The sequence below is a fragment of the Ruegeria sp. YKSF57 genome (assembly GCF_059612585.1).
Genome location: NZ_JBXWQW010000009.1, coordinates 55,811 through 78,132 on the forward strand (window position 1 = coordinate 55,811; position 22,322 = coordinate 78,132).

A 22,322-nucleotide genomic window follows, 5' to 3' on the forward strand; every position below is an offset into this window, starting at 1 on the left:
CAAGCGGGTCAGGCCCGCCGATCAATACGCGTTCATCGTAAGCAACTCGTATTCCGCCACCAACTCGTCATCCTGATTGGTCAGGGTGACATGCCAGCGTATTTCGCCATAATCGTCAGTGCGGCGGGTCTTTTTCTTGACAGTTAAGCGTACCTTTATGCTGTCGCCAGCGCTGACGGGTTTCATGAAGCGCAGACCGTCAAGCCCGGTATTGGCCAGAACCGGCCCTTCGTTCGGTTCCACGAACAGGCCGGCAGCAAAGGATAGCAGCAGATAGCCATGTGCCACGCGGCCGGGAAAGAAGGGGTTCCGACCAGCGGCTTCCTCGTCCATGTGGGCATAGAATGTATCACCGGTGAATTGCGCGAAATGTTCGATGTCGTCCATCGTGATGGTGCGCGATGGAGTGTGCAGAGTTTCGCCCAAGGCCAGTTCCCCGAACTTTCGGGTGAAGGGGTGGGCAGGCCCCTTGATTTCCGCTGCTCCGGGTACCCATCTCTCCCCAATGGTGGCCAGCATTTCGGGCGAACCCTGCACCGCGGTGCGCTGCATATAATGTTTCACACCGCGCACACCACCCATTTCCTCACCGCCGCCGGCGCGGCCGGGACCGCCATGAACCATGTGAGGCAGGGGAGAGCCGTGGCCGGTCGCTTCCTTCATCGAGTCCCGATTGTTTATGTAGATCCGTCCATGATAGGCTCCCGCGCCTAGCACGATGTCTCGGGCAACCTGCGGGTCGTGGGTGATGACAGACGTTACCAGCGAACCCTGACCGCGATTTGCGAGGGCGACCGCATGATCCAGATCACGATACCCCATGATCGTCGAGACAGGGCCAAAGGCTTCGGTGTCATGCACCCGGGCGGCGTTGTCAGGATCGGCGCAATGGTACAGCATCGGCGGCACAAACGCGCCCCTGGCCGCATCTGCCCCTACCACCTCGAATGCGTCGGGGTCGCCAAATACGCGCTCGGCTTCTTGACCAATGATCGCAGCCTTGGCCAGAACATCCGCTTTTTGCCCGTTCGATACCAACGCACCCATCCGTGTGCCTTCCAGCCGGGGATCTCCGATCACGGTTTTCGACAGTCGTGCGGAAAGAGAGTCGATCACGGCTTCAACTCGCGCTTGCGGTGCGATGATGCGGCGGATGGCAGTGCACTTTTGCCCCGCCTTGGTGGTCATCTCGCGCGCGACTTCCTTGACGAACAGGTCGAACTCGGTTGTGCCGGGTTCGGCGTCCGGCCCCAAAATCGAAGCGTTGAGGCTGTCCTGCTCGGCCACGAACCTCACGGAGCTTTCAAGAATAACGGGGTTCTGCCGCAGTTTCAGTGCGGTGTTGGCCGAGCCGGTGAAACTGATCACATCCTGACAGTCCAAACGATCCAGCGTGTCACCCAGACCGCCGGAAACCAGTTGCAACGCGCCTGCTGGCAGAATGCCACTGTCAAGCATGATCCGAACCGCCAGTTCGGTGACATAGCAGCTGTTTGTGGCGGGCTTTACGATGGCCGGAACGCCCGCCAACATGGTGGGGGCCAGCTTTTCCAGCATCCCCCAGACCGGGAAGTTGAAGGCGTTGATGTGAATGGCAACACCTTGTAGCGGGGTACAGACGTGCTGGCCGAGAAAGGTGCCGTTGCGAGAAAGCTGTTCCACGTCGCCGTCAAGATAGACGTGCCCATCAGGCATCTCACGGCGGCCCTTGGAGGCGAAAACGAACATCGTGCCGATTCCGCCGTCGATATCGATCAGATGGTCGGACTGGGTCGCGCCAGTGTTGAAGCTCAACTCATACAGCTCCTGCTTTCGCGCGTTCAGAGCCTGCGCAAGTGCCTTGAGCATCTTGGCGCGCTCGTGGAACGTCATCTTTCGTAGGGCCGGGCCACCCTTGCTGCGGGCGTAGTCCAGCATTGCCTGCACATCCAGGGCCGAGTTTCCTGCAGTTGCGATTGGTTCACCAGTGATGGCCGAAGCGATGATGCGTGCGCCCGCACCGGGAGCCACCCAATCTCCGGCGGCAAAACTGGAAATCTGTTGCAAGCTCATGGGACTCTCCTGTTCCTGTCACGCGGCTACGGCGGCGTATTGATTACTATATAATTAACCGAACGATCGGTCAATAAATTGTTGTTTGTACCATACTCGAATGGCGTAGGCGAAAGCTCCGGCCAACGGAAATGTCAGTGACCTAGTGCGCCCATCTGCTGAGGCAGATACAGAACCACGATGGGGACCAGAACGATCAGGGCCAGACGAAAGATATCCGCCACCCAAAAAGGCGTCACGCCACGGAAAATCGTGCCGGTCGAGACGTCGCCGACAACCCCTTTCAGGATGAAAACGTTCAGTCCGACCGGTGGGGTGATCAGTGATATCTCGGTCACAACCACAACGACAATGCCAAACCAGATTGGATCATAACCCAGCGAAGTCACCAGTGGAAAAAAGATAGGCACGGTCAGCAACAACATCGACAGGGATTCAAACACGCAGCCCAGGATGATGTATATGCCCAGGATCATCAGGATCACGACGAAAGGCGATACGTCATAGGCAGTAACTAACCCTATGAGGGCTTCGGGAAGACCCGCGAGGTTGATGAAGTTTGAGAAGATCTGCGCCCCGATCAGAACCGAAAACAGGGCCGCCGCTGTGAAGGTGGTTTCTTTCAACACCTCAAAGGTGGAGCCGACGGTCAAACCGCCACGGAACAAGGCGATCAGAAATGCTCCTGCGGCCCCCATTCCCGCCGCTTCGGTCGGCGAAAAAGTCAGGTTCAGGGGGTGGAAGTCAAAGGCCCCGTACAAGCCGCCAATAACAAGGAAGAACAGCAGCAAGACAGCCCAGACAGACCCAAGCGCGCGGAGCCGTTCGCCCCAGCCGGCGCGTTCGCCTGCGGGGCCGGCCTCGGGGTTGCGCCACACGGTCCAACGCACGGCAAACAGGTAGAACAGGATGCCCAGAAGCCCCGGAATGATCCCTGCCATGAACAGTTTTCCTATCGAGGTTTCGGTCAGAAGCCCATAGATCACAAGGATGACCGAGGGCGGTATCAGGATACCCAAGGTGCCGCCCGCCGCGATGGAGGCGGTGCTCAATTCATCCGAATAACCATAGCGGCGCATCTGCGGCATGGCGACCTTGGACATGGTGGCTGCGGTGGCCAGTGATGATCCGCAGATGGCCGAAAAGCCACCACAGGCCGCAACGGTTGCCATGGCGATACCGCCGCGCATGTGGCCAAGAAAAGCATTGGACACTGCGTAGAGCTCGCGCGCCATTCCGCCCTTGTTCACGAAAAGACCCATGAGGATGAACAATGGAACCACAGAAAGACCATAGTCCTGGGCGGTGTCCGTGATCTGACGACCAACCATCGACATCGCGGCCTTGAGGCCGCGTTCGTCAAAGATCGAGCCGCCGCGCTCGTAAGCGAAGCCCAGCGTCCCGACCAAACCCATCGCGAAAACAATAGGCAGGCGCACGAGCACCAGAATCAGGACCAGTGCAAATCCGATCAGTGCTGCGGTCATTGGGTGTGCTCCGAGAGGTAGTGAGGTGCGAAGAAGTGCAGAAGGCCGGTAACGATCATCACAACTCCGGTGATTGCCACCGAGATCGTGATGAACCAGCCAACGATGTAGGTCGGAATGGCCAGGTATTCGGTCACATCCCCATAGTCGCGCGCGCGCTCGGCCAGGATCCAGACACGTTGCGCGGGCCAGTACATCATGATGCCGCTCGCCAGATAGATGATGCCATCACGTATGCGATCAAGCCGGAACCGGTGAAAAAAACTGTCTGTCAGATCCACGGCGATCTGGCCGTTGGTTACCGAGATGATTGGCAACACGGAAAACACCAGAACAGCCATAAAGATGCGGGTAAGTTCAGTGGCGGCTTCGATGGGCGAATTGAACACCGAGCGCAGGATCACGTCGCAGAAGGTCATCACCATCAGGATGAACAGGGCGATGCTGGCCACTATCACCGGCAGGATGCTGGCTCGGCGCACAAGGTGAATAAGGGATGTCATGAATGGTCTCCCGGAGGTTCAGGGGCGGCCGACTGCCGCCCCCGGTGATGGGCTTAGTTGCCCGCCATTTCCGACTTGATCATGTCATAGGCGGCCTGCGCATCTACGCCGGTTGCGTCGACTTCGGCGATGACCTTTGCGCGGATGTCTTCGGCAATCGCCGCGAATTTCTCAAGGTCTGCATCCGAGGCAGCGTTGATTGCATTGCCCTCGGCAGCTTCGGTTTCCTCGCGGCCAATGGCGTCGATCTCATCCCAGATCTTGCCGATCTCGCGGCTCAGCGGCTCGCCGAACACCTTCTCTTCCAATACGGCCTGAATATCTTCAGGCAGATCTGCAAAAGTGTCTTCGTTCATGATGAAGGCGAAGGAACCACGGTAAAGTCCGCCGGGCATTTCATAGACGTTTTGCGCGACTTCGGTCAGCTTGAAACCTTTGCGGGATTCGAAGGGCATAACAACGCCATCGGCCGCTTTCGATGCAAGTGTTTCATAGACCTTTGGGGCTGGAACCTGAATGCCGGTCGCGCCTAACGCCGTACCGACATCGCCACCGACACCGCCGGGAATACGGACCTTGAGGCCCGAGAACTGGTCAAGGCCGGTCACGGACGAGTTGGAATGGAGTTGGGCGGGACCATGCGTGTGCAGGGCGATCACCTTGACGCCGCGATGCTCGTCTGCGGCCTTCAAGTACTTGTCATATGTGCGCCAATAGGCAACCGAAGCCGCCTCGGCCGAGCCTTCGTATCCGGGCAGTTCGATCAGCTTGGTGACGACGAACCGCCCCGGCTGATAACCGTGGAAAATGATCGAGGCATCGGCGGCGCCATCCTGGATCAGGTCCATCTGCGCGGGCGGTGGTGCGATGCCAAGCTTCAGCTCGGCGGTCACCTGGCCGTCGGTTGCCTCTTCGACCATCTCGACAAACTTGGGCCACATCATTGCGTTGATGCCGTGGGTCGGCGGCGCCCAGCTGGAAATGGTCAGCGTATAGTCCGCCGCCATCGCCACGGTGCCGCTTACCGCCAGCGCGGCCGAAGCCAACAGGGATGAGAGCTTGGTGAATTTCATGACTGGATTTCCTCCTCCAAAACGTGAGTCATAAATGCGTTAATGGTCCTTTTTGTAACCATCAACAGGTTAAGTTGTTCTGCATCGGATCGGCGAGTTGCCACGAATTCGGGCTTTCGATTTCGAGCTTTCGCATGATTGCGGCCATGTGTTCCGGGCCATTTTTCGCGGCCAGATGCATCGGCCCGCCGCGCCAGCGCGGAAAGCCGTAGCCGTGCAATTGAACCATATCCACGTCTTCCGGGCGTTCGGCGATTCCTTCCTGCACGATCAGCGCGCCCTCGTTGGCCAGCACAGCCAGAAGCCGATCTGCAATGTCTTTTGGGGTGAACTTTCGGCGAGTGATGCCACGCTGTGTGGAATTGGCTTCGATCAGGGTTTCAACCTCAGGGTCGCGTTGGGGGAAACGTGACCCATCGTCATATTTGTACCACCCTTCACCGGTTCTTTGGCCAAACCGCCCCATCTCGCAAAGCGTATCAGCGATGGTCTCATAGCGCTCACGCGGGTTACGGGCGGGGGCTTGCCGTTTCCGATTGGCCCAGGCGATTTGCAATCCCGTCAGATCCTGCAACTCGAATGGCCCCATCGGCAGGCCCTCCGCCCGCATGGCAGCGTCGACCTCGTGAGGCAGGGCACCATCGGCCAGCAGGTATTCAGCCTCGCGCCGGTATGCTGCAAGCATTCGGTTCCCGATGAAGCCGTCGCAGATATCAGAAAGGACCGCAATCTTGCGCAGTTTCTTGGCAAATGCAAAACCAGTTGCAAGTACCTCTGATGCGGTATCAGGCGTCTTGACGATTTCCAGCAGTTTCATCACATGCGCAGGGCTGAAGAAATGCAGCCCCAAACAGCGGGCCGGGTTGGCGACGCTGTCGAAGATCAGGGTCGGATCAAGGTAGGACGTATTGGTAGCCAGAATGGCGTCTTTCGACATCGCCATTGAGAGTTGCGAGAACACGCCGCGTTTTGTGTCGAGATCTTCGAACACTGCCTCTATCGCTAGATCGGCGTCGGCTGCATCGGTATAATCACTGGTCGTGTTCAGTTTCCCGAGCATTTCTTGATACTGTTCGGAACTGGTTTTTCCCCGTTTGACGCCCCCTTCGATCAGGCCGGATACGCGATCGCGGGCGGCCAGGGCAGCCTCTGTATCGCGCTCGATCAGGGTGACCGAATACCCGCCACTTAGGCAGGCAGTGGCGATACCAGCGCCCATCAAACCGCCGCCGACAATTGCGATCTGGTTCAGGTCACGTGGGGTAACGCCGTCGATCGCTTTGGGTTTGCTGACAATCCTTTCGGCAAAAAAAGCGTACCGAAGTGCACGGCTCTCATCGGATTGGCGAAGTCTGAGATGCAGCGCCCGTTCCTTAGGCTGACCTTCGGAAAAAGGCCGCGCGACCCACTGCAGCGCTTCCAGGTTCAGGACGGGTGACTTCTGCCCCTTGGCGGCTTTTGAAAGACTGGCGACGGTCGCCTCATAGGTGTCGCGATCCAATGTGTCGGATTTACGCAGGCTGACAATTTCGGGCCGGTTCTGAAGGGTTCGGGTGAACTCCACAGCAGCTTGACGCAGGTCTCCCGACACAATCTGGTCAATTCCGCCCAAAGCGAGCATCTCTTCCGCGTCAAATATTTTACCCCTGCACGCCATGTCGATCGCAGCCTGCATCCCGATCAGGCGCGGGGTGCGCTGGGTACCGCCTGCACCGGGGATGAGGCCGACATTAACTTCCGGCAAGCCAAACTTCGTGCCCTCGGAAGCGATACGCCATGCGCAGGCCATTGCTATCTCAAAGCCGCCTCCAAGGACGTTTCCGTGCATGACGGCGACAAATGGGGTTTTACTGTCCTCAAATAACTGGACTACATCGGGCAAATGCGGTTCCTCTGCAGGGCGATCGAATTCCGACATGTCGCCCCCGGCGATGAATGTGCGGCCCGCGCAGATCAAAATGGCCACGCGCGCGCCCTGCACATCAACAACCGCTTTCTTCAATCCCGCTCGAACGGCGGTCGAAGTGGCATTCACCGGTGGATTGTCAATTTCCACCCAAGCGATGTCACCTTTGCGTTCTACCGAGATCACCGGTTTGTCAGACATATCCTTGCCCCGATTGGCTGGGAATCGTTTCGTGAAGAATTTATTGACCAACCGTTCGGTTTATGCAAGAACATTGTTGAAATAATCGCAAAGCGAGCTGGTGATGACCGATACGATTCTTACCCAAAGCCATGGGAATTGGGTTGAAATCACTCTCAACCGTCCCGACAGGCTGAACAGTTTTACCGATGAGATGCACAATGCGCTTCGATCCGCATTGGAAACGTCGCGCGACAATGGTGCGCGTGCGATACTGTTGACTGGGGCGGGGCGCGGGTTTTGCGCAGGGCAGGATTTGGGGGATCGTGATCCTTCGAAAATGGATGGTCCTCCCGATCTCGGCAACACGGTTCGCACGTTCTATGCGCCGCTGGTCCGCCTGATCCGGGCGCTGGATTTTCCGGTCATCTGCGCGGTGAACGGGGTAGCCGCGGGGGCTGGCGCCAATATCGCGCTTGCCTGCGACATTGTTATGGCAGCTGAAAGTGCAAAATTCATCCAGTCGTTTTCTAAGGTCGGCCTGATCCCTGACACCGGCGGTTCTTGGCACCTACCTCGCCTGTTGGGCGAAGCTCGAGCTAAGGGGTTGGCGCTGACGGCGCAACCGTTACCGGCAAAGCAAGCCGAAGATTGGGGCTTGATCTGGAAGGCATTGCCGGACGATCAACTCATGACCGAAGCACGTGCAATGGCCGAGCAGTTCGCTAATGGTCCGACCCTTGGTCTGGGGTTGACAAAACAGTCGATCCAGGCCGCTGCGGTCAATACGTTGACGGACCATCTTGAGCTGGAAGCGGATGCCATGAAAACCTGCGGTGAAAGCGCCGATTATGCCGAGGGCGTCACAGCTTTCCTCGAAAAACGCGCGCCGAGATTTCAAGGTAGGTGAATATGACTCCCAAAGAACGCGCAGAAGAATCGGCAGCGATGATGTGGGCCGAAGATAATGCCTCGAAATGGGCAGGGATAGAAATCACTCATATCGATGAAGGTACCGCGACGGCGGAATTGACGGTCGAGGCGCATCACTGCAACGGGCATAAGATATGTCATGGTGGCGTGACGTTTCTGCTGGCGGACAGCGCGTTTGCGTTCGCCTGCAACAGCCGAAATCAGTCCACCGTCGCGCAGCACAACGTGATCAGCTACATCGCGCCGGGGCGATTGGGCGACCGGCTGACAGCGATCGCAACCGAAGTGAGCCTGACAGGGCGTAACGGAATTTATGACATCACTGTGACAAATCAGGACGGCCGAAAGATTGCGGAGTTTCGAGGTATGTCCCGCGCGATCAACGGCACTTTGTTTGACGAAGAGTAAGGCGAGGAGGATACCATGAAGGACCTGACCCCCAACAAGGCTGATCTGGACCCGATCGAGATTGCCTCGATCGATGAAATCCGTGCCCTGCAGCTGGACCGGTTGAAATGGTCCGTCCGCCACGCCTATGACAACGTGCCGATGTACAAGAATCGGTTCGACGAGGCCGGGGTGCATCCGGATGACCTGCAAAGCCTGAGCGACTTGGCCAAGTTCCCGTTCACATACAAGAACGATCTGCGCGACAACTATCCGTTTGGCCTGTTCGCCGTGCCGCGCGAACAAATCATCCGGTTGCACGCGTCATCGGGTACGACGGGCAAGCCGACCGTCGTGGGCTATACGCAGAATGACATCGACAACTGGGCAGATCTGGTGGCTCGGTCCTTGCGGGCCAGCGGTCTGCGTCGCGGTGACATGGTGCACAACGCTTACGGCTATGGCCTGTTCACAGGCGGTCTGGGCGCGCATTACGGGATCGAGCGTCTGGGAGCGACGGTGGTTCCGATGTCGGGCGGGCAGACCGAGAAACAGGTTGGCCTGATCACTGATTTCAAGCCCGACGGGATCATGGTGACGCCGTCCTATATGCTCAACATTCTCGAACAATACAGGAAGGTTGGCATGGATCCCCGCGAAAGCTCGCTGAAGGTGGGTGTGTTCGGGGCCGAACCTTGGACTGACGCGATGCGCAAAGAGGTTGAACAGGCCTTCGACATGCATGCGGTCGATATTTACGGCCTGTCCGAGATCATGGGTCCGGGAGTGGCGAATGAATGCGTAGAGACCAAGGACGGTCCCGTGATCTGGGAAGATCACTTCTTTCCAGAAATCATCAACCCCGAAACCGGCGAGGTTTGTGACGATGGCGAGATGGGAGAACTGGTGTTCACAACGTTGACCAAGGAAGGTTTGCCGATGATCCGCTATCGCACCCGCGATCTGACCCGGCTTTTGCCGGGGACCGCACGGTCGATGCGGCGGATGGAAAAGATCACCGGTCGCTCCGACGACATGATCATTCTACGCGGGGTCAACGTGTTCCCCAGCCAGGTCGAAGAACAGGTGATGGCCACCGGCGGGATCTCTCCGCATTACCAGATCGAGCTTTACAAGGCCGGTCGCATGGACGCGATGCGCGTTTTTGTCGAAGCGTTGCCCGGGGCTGCGGACGAGTTGAGCAAGACCGCCGCCGCCCGCATGCTGACCAAGCGGATCAAGGACATTGTTGGCGTTTCCACCGAGATTATTGTAGGGGAACCCGGTGATGTCGAACGCTCTCAGGGCAAGGCCAAGCGCGTTGTCGACAACCGCGACAAGGAGTGAGGTTTGGCCCGTACAATAGCGAAAGACCACGATCAGAAGCGCGAGCAGATCTTGAAATCTGCCGCGCGTGTCTTTGCGCGCGAAGGATTCGACCGCGCTTCGATGACCCAGCTTGCGCGCGAATGCGGAATATCTAAGGCGAATATCTATCACTACTACGACAGCAAGGATGCGATCCTGTTCGACATTCTTGAGACCTACCTGCGCGAGTTGCGCGACCTGATCTGCGGGATCGAGTTGGACGGGTTGAGCAAGCCGGATCGGCTGCACAGGGTGGTTCGTGAAATACTGCTGGCCTATCAGGGCGTCGATGACGAGCACAGGGTTCAGACCAGCGGAATGTCAGCCTTGCCCATCGAGCAGCAGAAGTTGCTGCGCGGCTATCAGCGCGACATGATTGTCTTCGTGAGCAACATCATCAGTGACATCGCGCCTGAAGTTTTCAATGGCGATCCGGGCAAGCTGCGGTCTGCGACGATGTCTGTGTTTGGCATGCTGAACTGGTACTACATGTGGAACTCGGGTGCGGATAGCTCCGCTCGGGAAGATTATGCGCACATGGTCAGCACGCTGACTCTGCATGGCTTGCAGGGCCTCTGATACATCACATTGGTATGAACAGCGCCTAAAGAGGTTTGGGTTTTGGCGCGTTTCCTGCTTTGTTCGGGGCAGGAGAAACACCATGCAGAAACCGGAAAGCTTCGAAAAATTCTATTTCGCCAAAGTCGGAATGGGAGAGGCCTGCGGTTGCGCCGAACGCGTAATCGATGTCTACGAGTTCAACCGTCAGGGTGGAACCGCGCTGAAGCCAGAGCGTCTTGCAGCACGGCGCAAACGCTGGTCATTCAGATCGTTCGCATTGAAATATGGCTTGATCGGTCGACCGGCCAAGTAACCACGGCGGTGCCCAAGAACGCGGTGTGGCCGGCAGGTTTGCCGCCGACCGAACTGTTATCAGGGGCGGTTGAGGCCAAGCGTTTCAAGGATGCTCGCCGCCTCGGCTTCCCAACGCGTACGCAGTTCCGCGTTAGTGGATTTGCGCAAACCCATATCCTTTAGGCTGCTGGCTTTCTGAGAGGTGCCAGTACCAAAGCTGGCTGCAACCCGAGGCCACCAATAGTCGGCCGATGCCTGCATCTCCGAGGCGTGGCCGTCTTCGATCAGTTTCACCGCGCCTTCCATCGCCAACTCGCCATGATGCGCCTCGATGGGTGCGATCACGCGGAACGCTTCGGCCAGTGGCTGATACGAGATCAGCGAAAACTCGGCAAGCTGAACGGCCACCGCGCGGCTCATCAGCAGGTTCATCATCACGGCGTCCACCCAGCCTTCGATGGGATAGTTGAACACAGCCAGACGCATGTCGTGCTCGGACCGTGTTGCACCGATGTCTGCTGCCCGGTCCAGCCGCGCCGTCCATGGGTGATGGTTGGCATAGCGCTCGGCATCGGCCCCGAACTCGCCCATGATCCGCAAAACACGGTCGGCATTGTCGGTCTTTTCCAGAACGATCTTTGCAGCCGCAATCCGTTCCTTGATCCCCGGTCCCCGGTTTATCACGTCGGCAAAACCTGCAGCCCCCGCCAGTTCGCTGTCCACGAATGTCGCCATCAGTTTCATCAACTCAGCGCGGTAGCGTGGCGGCACGTTGGTCGGGTTGGTCAGCACTCCGCCAGCCGCGAGATAGCTTTCAATCGTCATGTCTTCGGCCATTGTCTCTCTCCCTCACTGGTCATAGTCGACGACGACGCTGTCTGTCAGCGGATAGGCCTGGCAACTCAGAACATACCCTTTCTCGACTTCGTAATCTTCGAGCGCGTGGTTTGCGATCATCTCGACCTCGCCTTCGATCACGCGGCAGCGGCAGGTCGAACAGACGCCGGCCTTGCAGGCATATGGCGCGTCCATCCGGTTTTCCAGTGCCGCGTCAAGGATCGACAGATCCTTGGGCATGGTGATGGTCTGGGTCGCGCCATCCAGCGTTATGGCGGCTTTGGTCTGGTTCGCGCTGGTTGCGGCCTCGGCGGAAACCACCTTGCGCCTGGCGCGACCGGGCTGGGCGCTGGCGAACAGTTCGAACTTGATCTGACCGTCGGTCAGCCCGTGCGCCCGCAGCGCGGCTGCGATGCCCAGCATCATCGGCTCGGGACCGCAGATATAAGCCATGTCGGTGTTTTCGATGTCGATCCAATGCTTGAACAGCTCGGCGCATTTCTCTTGCGTTACCAGGCCAGTGAACAGATCGATTTCCTGTGCGTCCGATTCGAGAATGTGGATCACGTTCAGACGACCCATATAGAGGTTTTTGAGATCCTCCAGTTCTTCTCGAAACATAATCGTGTTCACACCCTTGTTGGCATAGACCAGCGTGAACTGCGATCTGGGTTCCCGCGCCAGAGTGGTCTTGAGAATTGACAGCACCGGCGTGATGCCCGAGCCACCGGCAAAGCCGACATATTGCCTCTCGGCAGCGGCATCGAGTGGCGTAAAGAACCCGCCCATCGGAGGCATTGCCTGCAGCGTGTCGCCAACCTTCATTTCTTCATTGGCCCAGGTCGAAAACGCCCCACCATCGACGCGCTTGATGCCCACTTGAAGGATGCCTTCATCCTTGCCCGCACAGATCGAGTACGACCGGCGCAGTTCCTCGCCATCGAAATCCCGGCGGAAGGTCAGGTATTGGCCTTGGGTAAAATCGAACTCCTCCGCCGAGCCGTTCACCGGTTTCAGCGTTACCACGACAGCGTCGCGGATGGTCTTGTGGATGTCTGTGACTTCCAGATCGTGAAAGCGCGCCATCGGCTCCTCCTCAGATGCACTTGAAATAGTCAAAGGGTTCCAGGCAGTCTGTGCAGCGCCAATGCGCCTTGCACGGGGTCGAGCCGAACTGGCTGACCTTTTCCACCGCCTTGCTGCCGCAATGGGGACAGCGTTCCGGCCCCCCCGCCGGTTGCGGCGGGGCAATGCCATATTCTTCAAGCTTGGCACGACCCTTGTCGGTCAGCCAATCAGTTGTCCACGCGGGCGAAATTCTGGTTTGCAACCTGATTTTGTCGATGCCGTGGTCACGCAGGGTGGTTTCGATATCCATGCTGATCACGGATGTCGCCGGGCAACCCGAGTAGGTGGGCGTCACGGAAACGGTCAGCGTGTCGCCGTCCCATTCAACATCGCGCACGATGCCCAGATCGACGACCGAGATCACCGGAATTTCAGGGTCAGGAACGGCGTCAAGCCATTCCCACACCTGTTCTGTCGAGGCCCGCACCATCGGCCTTTACCAGCTTGCGCCGGGATAGGCGCGTTGCAGCCACTGCATCTCGGTCAGCAGGTGGCCCAAATGCTCGGTATGCATACGCCCGTCGCGTCCACCCTTTCGGGCAAAGCGGCTATCCGGGATTGTCAGGGTCGCTTCGCCCAATACGCGCTCAACCAGCGCATCGAATTCTTCGCGCAGGCTGGCGGGGTCGGGTGCAATACCCGCAGCTACCATCTCGGCATCCACGTCATCGCTGGCGAACATCTCGCCGACATAAGGCCAGAGGTAATCCAGCGCCTCCTGCATCCGGGCGTGACTTTCTTCGGTACCGTCGCCAAGACCGACAACCGTGTCGCCCGAGCGTTCGAGGTGATAGGCAACCTCTTTGCTAGCCTTTGCGGCGATTGCCGCGACACGTTCGTCCGACGATGTCATCAGACGGCCCAGAATGATCGAGTGCCACGCATCGAACAGGAACTGGCGCATCAGGGTGCGACCGAAATCACCGTTCGGCACCTCGACCATCAGGACATTTCGGAAGTCCCAGGCGTCGCGCAGAAAGGCCAGATTGTCGGCAGTCTTTCCCTCGCCCTGAATCTCGCCCGCAAGGCCCAGCCACATCTGGGTCTGGCCGATCAGGTCCAGCGCGGTATTGGCCAGCGCGATGTCTTCTTCCAGTACCGGTGCGTGGCCACACCACTCGCTGACGCGGTGGCCAAGGATCAGGGTATTGTCCCCCATCCTCAGCAGGAATTGCAGAAAGGCTTCGTCGCGGGTCATCACATCGCCCCCACTTCATCGGGGATGTCAAAGAAAGTCGGGTGGCGATAAATCTTCGATTCCGACGGCTCGAACAGCGGACCCTTGTCGCCGGGCGCAGTGGCGCTGATATGCCGAGCCTCGACCACCCAGATCGAAACGCCTTCGTTACGGCGAGTATAGACGTCGCGGGCGTTCTTGATTGCCATTTCTGCGTCCGGCGCGTGCAGGCTGCCTACGTGACGGTGGCTCATGCCGTGCTGGCCGCGAATGAAGATTTCCCACAGGGGCCATTCGTTTTTCATGATCAATTCTCCTCCTGGCTGGGCGCGGGGTGTGAAACCGGTGGCTGAAAACCGGGCGCCTCGCGCTGCAGATCGTCCATTTCGTTACTCGGCTGCCACCTTGGCGGCAGCTTTCTTGCGGGCATGTGCCAGCAACCCATCGCGGACCCACTCGCCATCGTCCCAGGCCTTACGGCGCGCAGCCATGCGATCGACGTTGCAGGGGCCGTTGCCCTTGAGCACGTCGAAGAATTCGGACCAGTCGGGGTCAGAAAAATCGTAGTGGCCACGTTCTTCGTTCCACTTGATGTTCGAATCCGGCAGGTCGAGGCCCAGATATTCGATCTGGGGAACGGTCTGATCCACGAACTGTTGGCGCAACTCGTCGTTGGTCTTGACCTTGATCTTCCAGGCCATCGATTGCTCGGAATGCACCGACTCCTTGTCGGAGGGACCGAACATCATCAGTGCCGGGAACCACAGACGGTTGACCGCGTCCTGCGCCATCTTCTTTTGCTCGGGCGTACCAAAAGCCATCGCCATGATCGCGGAATACCCCTGACGCGCGTGAAAGCTCTCTTCCTTGCAGATGCGGACCATCGCGCGGCTGTAGGGGCCATAGGACGTACGCTGCAGCGCCACCTGATTGATGATCGCCGCGCCGTCGACAAGCCAGCCCACAGCGCCGATATCGGCCCAGTTCAGTGTGGGGTAATTAAAGATCGACGAGTATTTCATCCGACCCTCGTGCAGCAGTCGGATCAGTTCGTCCCGGCTTTCGCCCAGGGTCTCGGCGGCGGAGTAGAGGTAGAGGCCGTGGCCCGCCTCGTCCTGCACCTTGGCCAGCAGGATCGCCTTGCGCTCCAGCGTTGGCGCGCGGGTGATCCAGTTGCCTTCTGGCAACTGGCCCACGACCTCGGAATGAGCGTGCTGGCCAATCTGACGGATCAGAGTACGGCGGTAATCATCCGGCATCCAATCCCGCGGTTCGATCTTGATGTCGTTGTCGATCTTGTCCTGAAAGGCGCGTTCCTGTTCGGACATTTCCTCGCGCGATTTCACCCCTGACGAGGCGGTCTTGATCATCTGTGCATACATCTGGGCTCTCCTCCCTTACACACGTTCAAGTATCAGGGCCGCGCCCTGACCAACTCCGACGCACATGGTGCACAGCGCATAGCGCCCGCCGGTGCGTTTCAACTGATAGGCGGCGGTCATCACCAAACGCGCGCCTGACATGCCCAAGGGGTGACCGATTGCAATGGCCCCGCCGTTGGGATTGACATGGGGTGCGTCATCGGCCACGCCAAGCGCCCGCAAGGTGGCAAGACCTTGCGATGCAAAGGCTTCATTCAATTCTATCACATCCATCTGCTCGATGGTGAGTCCTGCGCGGGCCAGAATCTTACGGCTTGCAGGTACTGGGCCGATGCCCATGACACGCGGTTCCACACCCGCTACCGACATGCCGACGACACGCGCGATCGGGGTCAGTCCGTTCTTGGTCGCTGTGGCTTCGTTGGCCAGCAGGATCGCCGCGGCACCATCGTTGACACCCGAGGCGTTGCCAGCCGTTACCGTCTTGTCGGGGCCGTTGACGCCCTTGAGGCCGGACAGTTTTTCCGCGCTCGTACCGGGGCGGGGATGTTCGTCGGTATCCACAACGATCAGTTCACCCTTGCGCTGCGGAATGGTGACCGGGGTGATTTCCTCCCGGAACACCCCGGCCTCATGCGCCGCGGCCCAGCGGGCCTGGCTGCGTGCGGCAAATTCATCCTGATCTGCACGGCTGATCTGATAATCTTCGGCAACGTTGTCGGCGGTTTGCGGCATCGAGTCGGTTCCGTACATCTCGTGCATCTTCCGGTTCACGAACCGCCAGCCGATAGTGGTGTCGTAGACCGCGTTTGACCGGGTAAAGGCGCTGGTCGCCTTTGGCATGACGAATGGAGCGCGCGACATGCTTTCGACACCGCCGGCCACCGCCATGTCATAGTCGCCTGCCTTGATCGCACGGGCCGCCATGCCAACCGCGTCCATACCGCTGGCGCACAAGCGGTTGATCGTGGTGCCGGGTACATCGACAGGAAGCCCCGCCAGCAGCGCCGCCATGCGGGCGACGTTGCGATTGCTTTCACCGGCCTGGTTGGCATCGCCATAGATCACGTCATCAAGGCTGGCCCAATCCACCTGCGGGTTGCGCGCCTTCAGGGCTGCCAGTGGGATGGCGGCCAGATCGTCGGTGCGAACCTGGGACAGAGCGCCACCATAGCGCCCGATCGGGGTACGTTGAGCGTCGCAGATGAAAGCGTCCATGCGTCAGAAACTCCAGTCTTACGTAGGTCGTCATTAAGTGACCGCTTGGTCGGGTAATACGCCTGGAAATGATTCGCGGCAAGAGAAATGTAACGTGTTTACAGCTTTTTTGAGAATTCGGTAACATGTCAGTGGAAGCAAACAGAAAAGGCCTGCCTGACGGCAGGCCTTGTGAATCTTGGGTATTCCCTTGACTCAAGCCATTTCGGCTTCGCCCAGCACCTTGCGTGCCACGCGGAAACATTCCAAGGCCTGTGGGACACCACAGTATATGCCTACGACATGGATGATTGCCCGAATCTCGTCCCTGGTGACGCCGTTGTTGATCGCGCCTTTGCAGTGGATTTCCCATTCGTGCATCTTGCCCAAGGCTCCGATCATGGACAGGTTCATCATTGACCGGGTCTTGGCGTCGATGACATCGTCACCCCAGCCAAAGCCCCAGCACCACGCGGTCATCGCTTCCTGAAAGGGGCGGGTGAAGTCATCTGCGGCGGCGAGGTTCTTTTCCACATACTCCGCGCCCAGCGTCGCTTTGCGTTGTTCCAACCCCTTCAGGAACAGGTCTTCGTCAAACATGTCATTCATTCGTCGTCTCCGTATTGTGCAACATGGTCTCGGCAAACCGGCCCGTGCGGGTGCGGTGTTCGGCACCATGTTCCTCGGCTTCACTCCCGGCGTCCAGAGTGTCGATGCGCAGGCCGGCGTGGCGATAGACCGGCACGTCGGCCTTGCTCATTCCGCGCAGACGGGCGGCAATCGCGTGTTTCTTACTGACTTGATGGGGTTGAAAGTTGTCGAAGTCGCGTGGTGTAAGGCGTTGATCTTTAACAAGATCACCATCCGTAATCGCAGCATCGAACAGGTCTTGTCCACGCTCGGTCCTGCAGATCACACCGTTGAAACCGGCATCCTCTCCGGTTGGAGACCCTCCGGGCCAGATATCGGCAGCAGCCAAGTCAGCTGCCTCGCCAATGGCGTCCGGGCACAGTTTGCAGCGGGTCTGAATGCCCCATCCGGCTTCGTCCGCCCACATATCCAGATAGGTTTTCTCGAACGCGCGTCCGTCCTTGGTTTCGATCCGGGTCGGCCCCGGATTGCCATAGCCGCGATAGCGGAACAGGGTCAGGTCGTCTTCGGTCAATCCGTATTCGTTCAGTAGGGTTTGGCTTTTTCTCAGATCCGAGGCGCCGCCGCAGACCATGACCAGCATCGCGACCAGCATTTTGTCAATTCTCGGGTCGGTTTTCACACGCTCCCGGATAGCACCCGCGTCACAAGTTTTTGCAATGATTGCAAATGGTTGCTGCCTGTCCAGTGCGATATTCAAGCCGGCCAGAGTGTCGCTGGGACCATAGCGGGAACCGGCGCGTGCGACGACGGCTTCGGGCGTCTCGCTGATCACCCATTTGCTGCGCATCGGGGCGTCCGGGTCGGCGGCGCAATGCAGGATGAACCGGGCGCGTCCTGTTCGCAAAAGCCATGAACCAAGGGCGGTTAGTACACCCCCCGTGGCGGCGCGAAACCTTGTGTCAGGATTACCGGCCCATGCGCGGGTCATAGAGGTATAACCGCCCCAGATCGCGTCCTGATATGGCGCGTCAGAACCGTCTGCGCTGCAGGTTGCGCCGGGGCAGGCGGTGAGAATTTCGTGATCTTTTTCAATACCTTACGCCATCTGTACAGGCCGCAATCTGCCTTCTGGTGTCATCGCCATGACCCACCGTTCCGGTGCGATGGACTGGCATAGGCCGCAGCCGATGCAGAGGCCGGTTTCGACCACTTCGCGGATGGATTTTGGGTGTCGCATCAGGCGGTTAGCCGGTGATTGTACAAGTGGTCATAGTGCGGCTTCATCCGGCGATGCACCTGTTTGACCCGGTCGGGGGCGTCGTTGATGGAGATATGCTTGCGGGGTTGCGGTGTCAGGCCGGTGGACTTGGCCAGATTGCCGTGGAACGAGCCGCCGTCCCACCAGCTGTGAGCCGAGGGATCGCCGCCCGCCTTCCATGTCAGGGCTTTTTCGATGAATGGTATCCCCATGGAATTACAGAACTTTTCCGTAATCGCATGTGGGTTTTCCAGCAGGTCGTCGCTGTCGATCACCGGGGGCGGGGCGCCGTTCAGGGCGGTCAGCAGGTCGAACAGGGCGCGCTGTTCGGGAAAACCGACCTCGCCCTCGGCAAAGTCCGGCCATTGCTTGTACATCGAGGTGATCGTCTTGGCCGGGTCACGGATCAGGAAGGCGTGAGTGAAGTGCGAGAGAAACTCGGCATCCCACATGTGATTGATATAGTGAGGAAAAACCTTGATGAAAACCGGACCTTTGCGGGCGCGGTCCTGAACGTCTTCCCAGACGCTTTCGAGGGTCAGGCCCGGTGTCGTCTTGTCGCCGGGCTGGAAGCGGTGCCACAAAGGTTCGTCGCCCTGATACCATGCTTCGCCAAACGGTTCGTGCAGGCAATCCAGATCGCCGCGCTGGCGCATCATCCATTCAAAGGCGGTCGAGGTTGAGCGGGGGACGGCCCAGAGGGCAATGATTTTGTGCATTTTGTACCGGTTCCAAAGGCTATGGTGAGCGAAATGTACAAGTCGTTCTGGCGGTCAAAGCCGCCTGAGCAACCGCCCGCGCGGCATCTCGGGCGCGATTCCGAGCGACTTGAAGATGCGCCAGTAAAGCGCGATGTCGTGGCCGATCACCGGTTTGCCGAGCGCCGATTCCAGCTTGTCCGCCAGATGCAGCGGGCGTTGCGGCAAACCGCCAGGGCCCGTTCGGAAATTGCACATTCCGTTAATCAGGATCGCGTCTGCCTGCGGGGCCTTGTCGGCGACATATTCGAAACTTTTGAGGGCCAGATCACCGTCGAACACCCAGCGGTATGAATTGACCTCTTCCTGACTGGCGAACCAGCCCTGATCGTGAAAATTGCCGGCCCAGAGGACATCGAACCCGGCCTCGCGCAGGAACCCGACGGTACCCTGCCACCATTCCGGCCAGTGATAGGCGGCGTTCAGCGCCACCTTTTCCACGTTCATCTCGCGCAGCGCCTCGACCATGGCGTATCCGGCCATGTGAAAGCGGGTGCCGTATTTGTCGGAGAGGTCCTGACAATGCTGGCGCACGCCTTCGACGCCCAGACCGCAGGCATGCACCCAGTTTGAACCCACCTGGCCGCAGACATCAGCGCCGTTGCGGGACATGCAGTGGACGAAATCTTCCATCATGCCGAAGTTCCGTTTGCGTTGGTCCAGCCCGTGCACATAGTCGGGGACATGCAGCATCCAGCCATGCACGCCGACAGTTTCGGGGCACATGCGCAGGAAGTCCGAGGGTGCCGCGTCATAGTCGAAGGGCGGGCTGGTGAAGCCCACCTGATGTGGGAACAGTTTGTGTTCGGGCTGCCACTCGGCGGGCATCAGCATGGGGTCTACTCCTGGTCGGCGGGCTCGGCCTGAAAGCTCTGGTGCTTGGGGATGTTATCGGCCAGATGCAGCCATGGAACGGCGCTGGCCATGACGACATGGGCGTCGGGGGTGTAGCCGGAGGCGTCAGTCAACGTCGCCGCGTGGATGTGGATCTCTCCGGGCCATTTGTCGGACCGGAAATAGAGGCGCGCGCCGCATTTGGGGCAGAAGCCGCGATGGGTGCCGGGCGAGCTTCCATAGTGGTTGATCGCACCGGTCCATGTGACGGTTTCCGGGGGGAGGCCGACAAACGTGGTGAAGGGGGATGAGGTGGCTTTCTGGCAGTCGCCGCAATGGCAGGACAGGCGGCGGGTGACCCGGCCGGACGAGGACCAGTTGACCGCGCCGCACATGCATTTGCCACTGAAGTCAGCCATCCACGGCCTCGCGCATCCATTGTTGCAGGCGGGCGATGGAGTGTTCCGACATCACGCCGCAAGCCGGGTCAAGGACCAGCGGGCCGGGGCGGTATCCCTTGGATTTCAGGCCCCTATGCACTGATTCCACCAGTCGGATGTCTTCTTCGACCGTGGTTTGGCGATCCTGTATCGCCAGCCGCCGGATCACCTCGCTGTCGATGCCGCCTTCGGTGTACCAGCCGCGCCAGACGGTGCAGTGATCCACGTCTGTCGCGCGCCAGTGATAGGTGTTCAGCACGTTGCCGGGATAGCATTGAAACGAGAACATCGGCCACAGGAACCACGACCGGTAATCGCCCGCATGCGGCACGCTGAGGTCGATGGGATAGGTCATCGCCTCGAGGCTTTGGCATTCGGTGGTGTGGCGCAGGACATAGCCGGTTTCGGTCGGCTGGATATCATAGGTTTCGGGTTTGATCACACCGGTGGCGAAGGTCGGGTGGTTGGTGGGGCAATGGTAGCATTCGGAATAGTTTTCGACCGAGACCTTCCAGTTGCAGTTTTCGGGGATTTCCACCCATTCCAGCGGGGCAAGCGCATCCACCTGGGGGACGAATTCGCGCAGTTCGTCGCGCACGCCGGGGTACCAGTCGTCCATCGGTGCGGCGTCGTTGTCGAGATTGACGAAGATGAAGCCGTTGAAATCCTCGGTGCGTACCGATGTCAGGCAGATCTTTTCCCTGTCGAACCCCGGCACCGCCTTGGTGTTGGGGCCTGCGCGCAGCTCGCCGGTCAGCTCGTAAGTCCAGGCGTGATAGGGGCAGACGACGACGCGGGTGGTGCCGGTGCCGGTCACCATCTCGTGCGCGCGGTGCTGGCAGACATTGTAGAAAGTGCGGATTTCCCCGTCGCGTCCACGGATGCAGAACAGGCTTTGCCGGGCGATTTCAAAGGTGAAATAGTCGCCCGGATTGGGAATGTCGCTGACATGCCCGGCATATTGCCAGGTGCGTGCCAGCAGGCCGTTCATTTCCTGCTCGAATATGGCCGGGTCGGTGTAATAATGCGCCGCCAGCGAGTGGGTCAGGGGGGCGTTCATTCGGGCTCCTCCGCGTAGATGCCGAGTTGATGTCTGCGTTTGTGAAAGCGTTCGACGCGTTCGACGATTTCGTCGCTGGAGACCGCGATCACGAAGGACAGAAGCGTTTCCAGCAGCGCGATGGTCGAGACGGACGAGGGGAAGAATTGCGGCGTGTCGGCGGCCACGACAAAGCCGTGATGGGCGTTCAGGACAACGGGGCTGGCCGGGCTGTCGGAAATGCCCACGACGGTCATGCCCTGTTCGCGGGCCAGCTTCACCGCCTCGATCACCTCGGTGCGGTAGGGTTTGCAGGTCATCGCGATCAGCACGTCCTGTTCGTCCGCCCAGGCCAGATCGTCGACCGGGGTCGAGCCGGGCCGGGGAATGGCGTGAAACTGTTTCATGCCGGTCGAGGCGAGGTAGGTGAAGTTGCGGGCATTGGCGTTGTTGACGCCAACGCCGAGGGTGAAGACCTGCCGGCAGTTCCAGATGGTTTCGGCGGCGGTGTGCAGGCGTTCGGCGCTGATGCCGGCAAAGGTTTCCTCGATATTGCGGATCGCCGCGCCGATCATGTCGGCGTAAAGGCCGCCCAACTCGCCCGACTTGCCGATGTCCTGCAGCCAGCGGGCGCGGTCGGGGAATGTCGCGGTGCCCCGGCGAATCGCCTCGCGGAAGGGGGCGCGGAAATCTTCGTAGCCGTCAAAGCCCACCTGGCGGGCCATGCGCACGAATGTGTTGGGTTTGACATTGGCGGCTTCGGCGATCTCGCGCACCGTCGAAACCCCAACGTCTGAGGGGTTTTCCAGGACGTAACGCGCCGCTTTCTGCGCCTCGGGTGTCAGGGTGTCCCACTCTTCGGTGAGGCGGTCCAGGACAGAAGATGATACATTTGTGTCATTCATGATTGACGATGGTACATTTGTGGAATTAG

General features: G+C 59.2%; 24 protein-coding genes. 5 read left to right on the plus strand and 19 right to left on the minus strand.

From position 1 onward, the window contains the following. Window positions 1-21 precede the first annotated feature (21 nt). The 5 genes from paaZ to AC2FLX_RS05680 all read right to left on the minus strand — a co-directional run bounded on the left by paaZ (window position 22) and on the right by AC2FLX_RS05680 (window position 7,222). Complete coding sequence (paaZ, locus tag AC2FLX_RS05660) at window positions 22-2,052, minus strand: phenylacetic acid degradation bifunctional protein PaaZ (RefSeq protein ID WP_496810249.1); 2,031 nt, start codon at window positions 2,050-2,052, stop codon at window positions 22-24. 134 nt (window positions 2,053-2,186) lie between these two features. After that, window positions 2,187-3,539, minus strand: coding sequence for a TRAP transporter large permease (locus AC2FLX_RS05665; protein ID WP_480747988.1), 1,353 nt, complete (start codon window positions 3,537-3,539; stop codon window positions 2,187-2,189). Then, on the minus strand, window positions 3,536-4,042 hold the full coding sequence (locus tag AC2FLX_RS05670) for a TRAP transporter small permease (RefSeq protein ID WP_480747987.1): 507 nt from the start codon (window positions 4,040-4,042) through the stop codon (window positions 3,536-3,538). Before AC2FLX_RS05670 ends, AC2FLX_RS05665 begins: the two co-directional genes overlap by 4 nt. A gap of 53 nt (window positions 4,043-4,095) precedes the next feature. Next, window positions 4,096-5,115: a TRAP transporter substrate-binding protein gene (locus AC2FLX_RS05675; RefSeq protein ID WP_496745864.1), complete on the minus strand. Its 1,020-nt coding sequence runs from the start codon at window positions 5,113-5,115 to the stop codon at window positions 4,096-4,098. 61 nt (window positions 5,116-5,176) lie between these two features. Then, window positions 5,177-7,222 (minus strand): FAD-dependent oxidoreductase, encoded by a 2,046-nt coding sequence (locus AC2FLX_RS05680; protein ID WP_496810248.1) that lies wholly within the window; start codon window positions 7,220-7,222, stop codon window positions 5,177-5,179. Window positions 7,223-7,325: 103 nt separating this feature from the next. Between AC2FLX_RS05680 and paaG the strand changes: the two genes are divergently transcribed. From paaG to AC2FLX_RS05705, 5 genes are all read left to right on the plus strand, one after another. Then, window positions 7,326-8,111: a 2-(1,2-epoxy-1,2-dihydrophenyl)acetyl-CoA isomerase PaaG gene (gene paaG / locus AC2FLX_RS05685; protein WP_496810247.1), complete on the plus strand. Its 786-nt coding sequence runs from the start codon at window positions 7,326-7,328 to the stop codon at window positions 8,109-8,111. A gap of 2 nt (window positions 8,112-8,113) precedes the next feature. After that, the gene (paaI, locus tag AC2FLX_RS05690) at window positions 8,114-8,542 is read left to right on the plus strand and encodes a hydroxyphenylacetyl-CoA thioesterase PaaI (protein WP_480747983.1); all 429 of its coding nucleotides are present in this window, start codon (window positions 8,114-8,116) and stop codon (window positions 8,540-8,542) included. 15 nt (window positions 8,543-8,557) lie between these two features. After that, on the plus strand, window positions 8,558-9,868 hold the full coding sequence (paaK, locus tag AC2FLX_RS05695; RefSeq protein WP_480747982.1) for a phenylacetate--CoA ligase PaaK: 1,311 nt from the start codon (window positions 8,558-8,560) through the stop codon (window positions 9,866-9,868). 3 nt (window positions 9,869-9,871) lie between these two features. Beyond that, window positions 9,872-10,468 carry a TetR/AcrR family transcriptional regulator gene (locus tag AC2FLX_RS05700; protein WP_480747981.1) on the plus strand — a complete coding sequence of 199 codons (597 nt, stop codon included), beginning with the start codon at window positions 9,872-9,874 and terminating at the stop codon, window positions 10,466-10,468. 82 nt (window positions 10,469-10,550) lie between these two features. Next, entirely contained in the window at window positions 10,551-10,763 is a 213-nt protein-coding gene (locus tag AC2FLX_RS05705; protein WP_496810246.1) for a hypothetical protein, read from the plus strand. Window positions 10,764-10,822: 59 nt separating this feature from the next. Here AC2FLX_RS05705 and AC2FLX_RS05710 read toward each other — a convergent pair whose 3' ends face one another. From AC2FLX_RS05710 to AC2FLX_RS05775, 14 genes are all read right to left on the minus strand, one after another. Continuing rightward, window positions 10,823-11,581, minus strand: coding sequence for a Phenylacetic acid catabolic protein (locus AC2FLX_RS05710; RefSeq protein ID WP_496745858.1), 759 nt, complete (start codon window positions 11,579-11,581; stop codon window positions 10,823-10,825). A gap of 12 nt (window positions 11,582-11,593) precedes the next feature. Further along, window positions 11,594-12,667, minus strand: coding sequence for a 1,2-phenylacetyl-CoA epoxidase subunit PaaE (gene paaE / locus AC2FLX_RS05715; protein WP_480747978.1), 1,074 nt, complete (start codon window positions 12,665-12,667; stop codon window positions 11,594-11,596). A gap of 10 nt (window positions 12,668-12,677) precedes the next feature. Further along, window positions 12,678-13,139, minus strand: a complete 462-nt coding sequence (gene paaD, locus AC2FLX_RS05720; protein WP_480747977.1) for a 1,2-phenylacetyl-CoA epoxidase subunit PaaD — start codon at window positions 13,137-13,139, stop codon at window positions 12,678-12,680. A gap of 6 nt (window positions 13,140-13,145) precedes the next feature. Next, window positions 13,146-13,907: a 1,2-phenylacetyl-CoA epoxidase subunit PaaC gene (gene paaC / locus AC2FLX_RS05725; RefSeq protein WP_496806987.1), complete on the minus strand. Its 762-nt coding sequence runs from the start codon at window positions 13,905-13,907 to the stop codon at window positions 13,146-13,148. After that, window positions 13,907-14,191, minus strand: a complete 285-nt coding sequence (paaB, locus tag AC2FLX_RS05730) for a 1,2-phenylacetyl-CoA epoxidase subunit PaaB (RefSeq protein WP_480747975.1) — start codon at window positions 14,189-14,191, stop codon at window positions 13,907-13,909. The genes paaC and paaB overlap by 1 nt, the downstream gene beginning before the upstream one ends. 84 nt (window positions 14,192-14,275) lie before the next feature. Then, window positions 14,276-15,268, minus strand: a complete 993-nt coding sequence (paaA, locus tag AC2FLX_RS05735; RefSeq protein WP_480747974.1) for a 1,2-phenylacetyl-CoA epoxidase subunit PaaA — start codon at window positions 15,266-15,268, stop codon at window positions 14,276-14,278. 15 nt (window positions 15,269-15,283) lie between these two features. Next, window positions 15,284-16,486, minus strand: a complete 1,203-nt coding sequence (pcaF, locus tag AC2FLX_RS05740; RefSeq protein WP_480747973.1) for a 3-oxoadipyl-CoA thiolase — start codon at window positions 16,484-16,486, stop codon at window positions 15,284-15,286. Window positions 16,487-16,681: 195 nt separating this feature from the next. Next, window positions 16,682-17,074: a carboxymuconolactone decarboxylase family protein gene (locus AC2FLX_RS05745; RefSeq protein WP_496810039.1), complete on the minus strand. Its 393-nt coding sequence runs from the start codon at window positions 17,072-17,074 to the stop codon at window positions 16,682-16,684. Beyond that, a complete protein-coding gene (locus AC2FLX_RS05750) occupies window positions 17,067-18,047 on the minus strand; it encodes a Coenzyme F420 hydrogenase/dehydrogenase, beta subunit C-terminal domain (RefSeq protein WP_496810038.1) in 981 nt (326 codons plus the stop codon). Before AC2FLX_RS05750 ends, AC2FLX_RS05745 begins: the two co-directional genes overlap by 8 nt. Before the next feature lie 248 nt (window positions 18,048-18,295). After that, window positions 18,296-19,036, minus strand: a complete 741-nt coding sequence (locus AC2FLX_RS05755) for a sulfotransferase-like domain-containing protein (protein WP_496810037.1) — start codon at window positions 19,034-19,036, stop codon at window positions 18,296-18,298. A 54-nt stretch (window positions 19,037-19,090) separates the two neighbouring features. Continuing rightward, on the minus strand, window positions 19,091-19,909 hold the full coding sequence (locus tag AC2FLX_RS05760) for an aspartate racemase/maleate isomerase family protein (RefSeq protein WP_496810036.1): 819 nt from the start codon (window positions 19,907-19,909) through the stop codon (window positions 19,091-19,093). Between the two features lie 5 nt (window positions 19,910-19,914). Further along, the gene (locus AC2FLX_RS05765) at window positions 19,915-20,328 is read right to left on the minus strand and encodes a GFA family protein (RefSeq protein WP_496810035.1); all 414 of its coding nucleotides are present in this window, start codon (window positions 20,326-20,328) and stop codon (window positions 19,915-19,917) included. After that, window positions 20,321-21,409 carry an aromatic ring-hydroxylating oxygenase subunit alpha gene (locus AC2FLX_RS05770; RefSeq protein WP_496810034.1) on the minus strand — a complete coding sequence of 363 codons (1,089 nt, stop codon included), beginning with the start codon at window positions 21,407-21,409 and terminating at the stop codon, window positions 20,321-20,323. Before AC2FLX_RS05770 ends, AC2FLX_RS05765 begins: the two co-directional genes overlap by 8 nt. Next, window positions 21,406-22,293, minus strand: a complete 888-nt coding sequence (locus tag AC2FLX_RS05775) for a MurR/RpiR family transcriptional regulator (protein WP_480747966.1) — start codon at window positions 22,291-22,293, stop codon at window positions 21,406-21,408. Before AC2FLX_RS05775 ends, AC2FLX_RS05770 begins: the two co-directional genes overlap by 4 nt. Between the last annotated feature and the right edge of the window lie 29 nt (window positions 22,294-22,322).

What these genes read in the sequence shown, in the direction of transcription:
- paaZ (WP_496810249.1), bottom strand. Translation starts at nt 2,052, where the DNA reads ATGAGCTTGCAACAGATTTCCAGTTTTGCCGCCGGAGATTGGGTGGCT.
- AC2FLX_RS05665 (WP_480747988.1), bottom strand. Translation starts at nt 3,539, where the DNA reads ATGACCGCAGCACTGATCGGATTTGCACTGGTCCTGATTCTGGTGCTC.
- AC2FLX_RS05670 (WP_480747987.1), bottom strand. Translation starts at nt 4,042, where the DNA reads ATGACATCCCTTATTCACCTTGTGCGCCGAGCCAGCATCCTGCCGGTG.
- AC2FLX_RS05675 (WP_496745864.1), bottom strand. Translation starts at nt 5,115, where the DNA reads ATGAAATTCACCAAGCTCTCATCCCTGTTGGCTTCGGCCGCGCTGGCG.
- AC2FLX_RS05680 (WP_496810248.1), bottom strand. Translation starts at nt 7,222, where the DNA reads ATGTCTGACAAACCGGTGATCTCGGTAGAACGCAAAGGTGACATCGCT.
- paaG (WP_496810247.1), top strand. Translation starts at nt 7,326, where the DNA reads ATGACCGATACGATTCTTACCCAAAGCCATGGGAATTGGGTTGAAATC.
- paaI (WP_480747983.1), top strand. Translation starts at nt 8,114, where the DNA reads ATGACTCCCAAAGAACGCGCAGAAGAATCGGCAGCGATGATGTGGGCC.
- paaK (WP_480747982.1), top strand. Translation starts at nt 8,558, where the DNA reads ATGAAGGACCTGACCCCCAACAAGGCTGATCTGGACCCGATCGAGATT.
- AC2FLX_RS05705 (WP_496810246.1), top strand. Translation starts at nt 10,551, where the DNA reads ATGCAGAAACCGGAAAGCTTCGAAAAATTCTATTTCGCCAAAGTCGGA.
- AC2FLX_RS05710 (WP_496745858.1), bottom strand. Translation starts at nt 11,581, where the DNA reads ATGGCCGAAGACATGACGATTGAAAGCTATCTCGCGGCTGGCGGAGTG.
- paaE (WP_480747978.1), bottom strand. Translation starts at nt 12,667, where the DNA reads ATGGCGCGCTTTCACGATCTGGAAGTCACAGACATCCACAAGACCATC.
- paaD (WP_480747977.1), bottom strand. Translation starts at nt 13,139, where the DNA reads ATGGTGCGGGCCTCGACAGAACAGGTGTGGGAATGGCTTGACGCCGTT.
- paaC (WP_496806987.1), bottom strand. Translation starts at nt 13,907, where the DNA reads ATGACCCGCGACGAAGCCTTTCTGCAATTCCTGCTGAGGATGGGGGAC.
- paaB (WP_480747975.1), bottom strand. Translation starts at nt 14,191, where the DNA reads ATGAAAAACGAATGGCCCCTGTGGGAAATCTTCATTCGCGGCCAGCAC.
- paaA (WP_480747974.1), bottom strand. Translation starts at nt 15,268, where the DNA reads ATGTATGCACAGATGATCAAGACCGCCTCGTCAGGGGTGAAATCGCGC.
- pcaF (WP_480747973.1), bottom strand. Translation starts at nt 16,486, where the DNA reads ATGGACGCTTTCATCTGCGACGCTCAACGTACCCCGATCGGGCGCTAT.
- AC2FLX_RS05745 (WP_496810039.1), bottom strand. Translation starts at nt 17,074, where the DNA reads ATGAATGACATGTTTGACGAAGACCTGTTCCTGAAGGGGTTGGAACAA.
- AC2FLX_RS05750 (WP_496810038.1), bottom strand. Translation starts at nt 18,047, where the DNA reads ATGACCCGCGCATGGGCCGGTAATCCTGACACAAGGTTTCGCGCCGCC.
- AC2FLX_RS05755 (WP_496810037.1), bottom strand. Translation starts at nt 19,036, where the DNA reads ATGCACAAAATCATTGCCCTCTGGGCCGTCCCCCGCTCAACCTCGACC.
- AC2FLX_RS05760 (WP_496810036.1), bottom strand. Translation starts at nt 19,909, where the DNA reads ATGCTGATGCCCGCCGAGTGGCAGCCCGAACACAAACTGTTCCCACAT.
- AC2FLX_RS05765 (WP_496810035.1), bottom strand. Translation starts at nt 20,328, where the DNA reads ATGGCTGACTTCAGTGGCAAATGCATGTGCGGCGCGGTCAACTGGTCC.
- AC2FLX_RS05770 (WP_496810034.1), bottom strand. Translation starts at nt 21,409, where the DNA reads ATGAACGCCCCCCTGACCCACTCGCTGGCGGCGCATTATTACACCGAC.
- AC2FLX_RS05775 (WP_480747966.1), bottom strand. Translation starts at nt 22,293, where the DNA reads ATGAATGACACAAATGTATCATCTTCTGTCCTGGACCGCCTCACCGAA.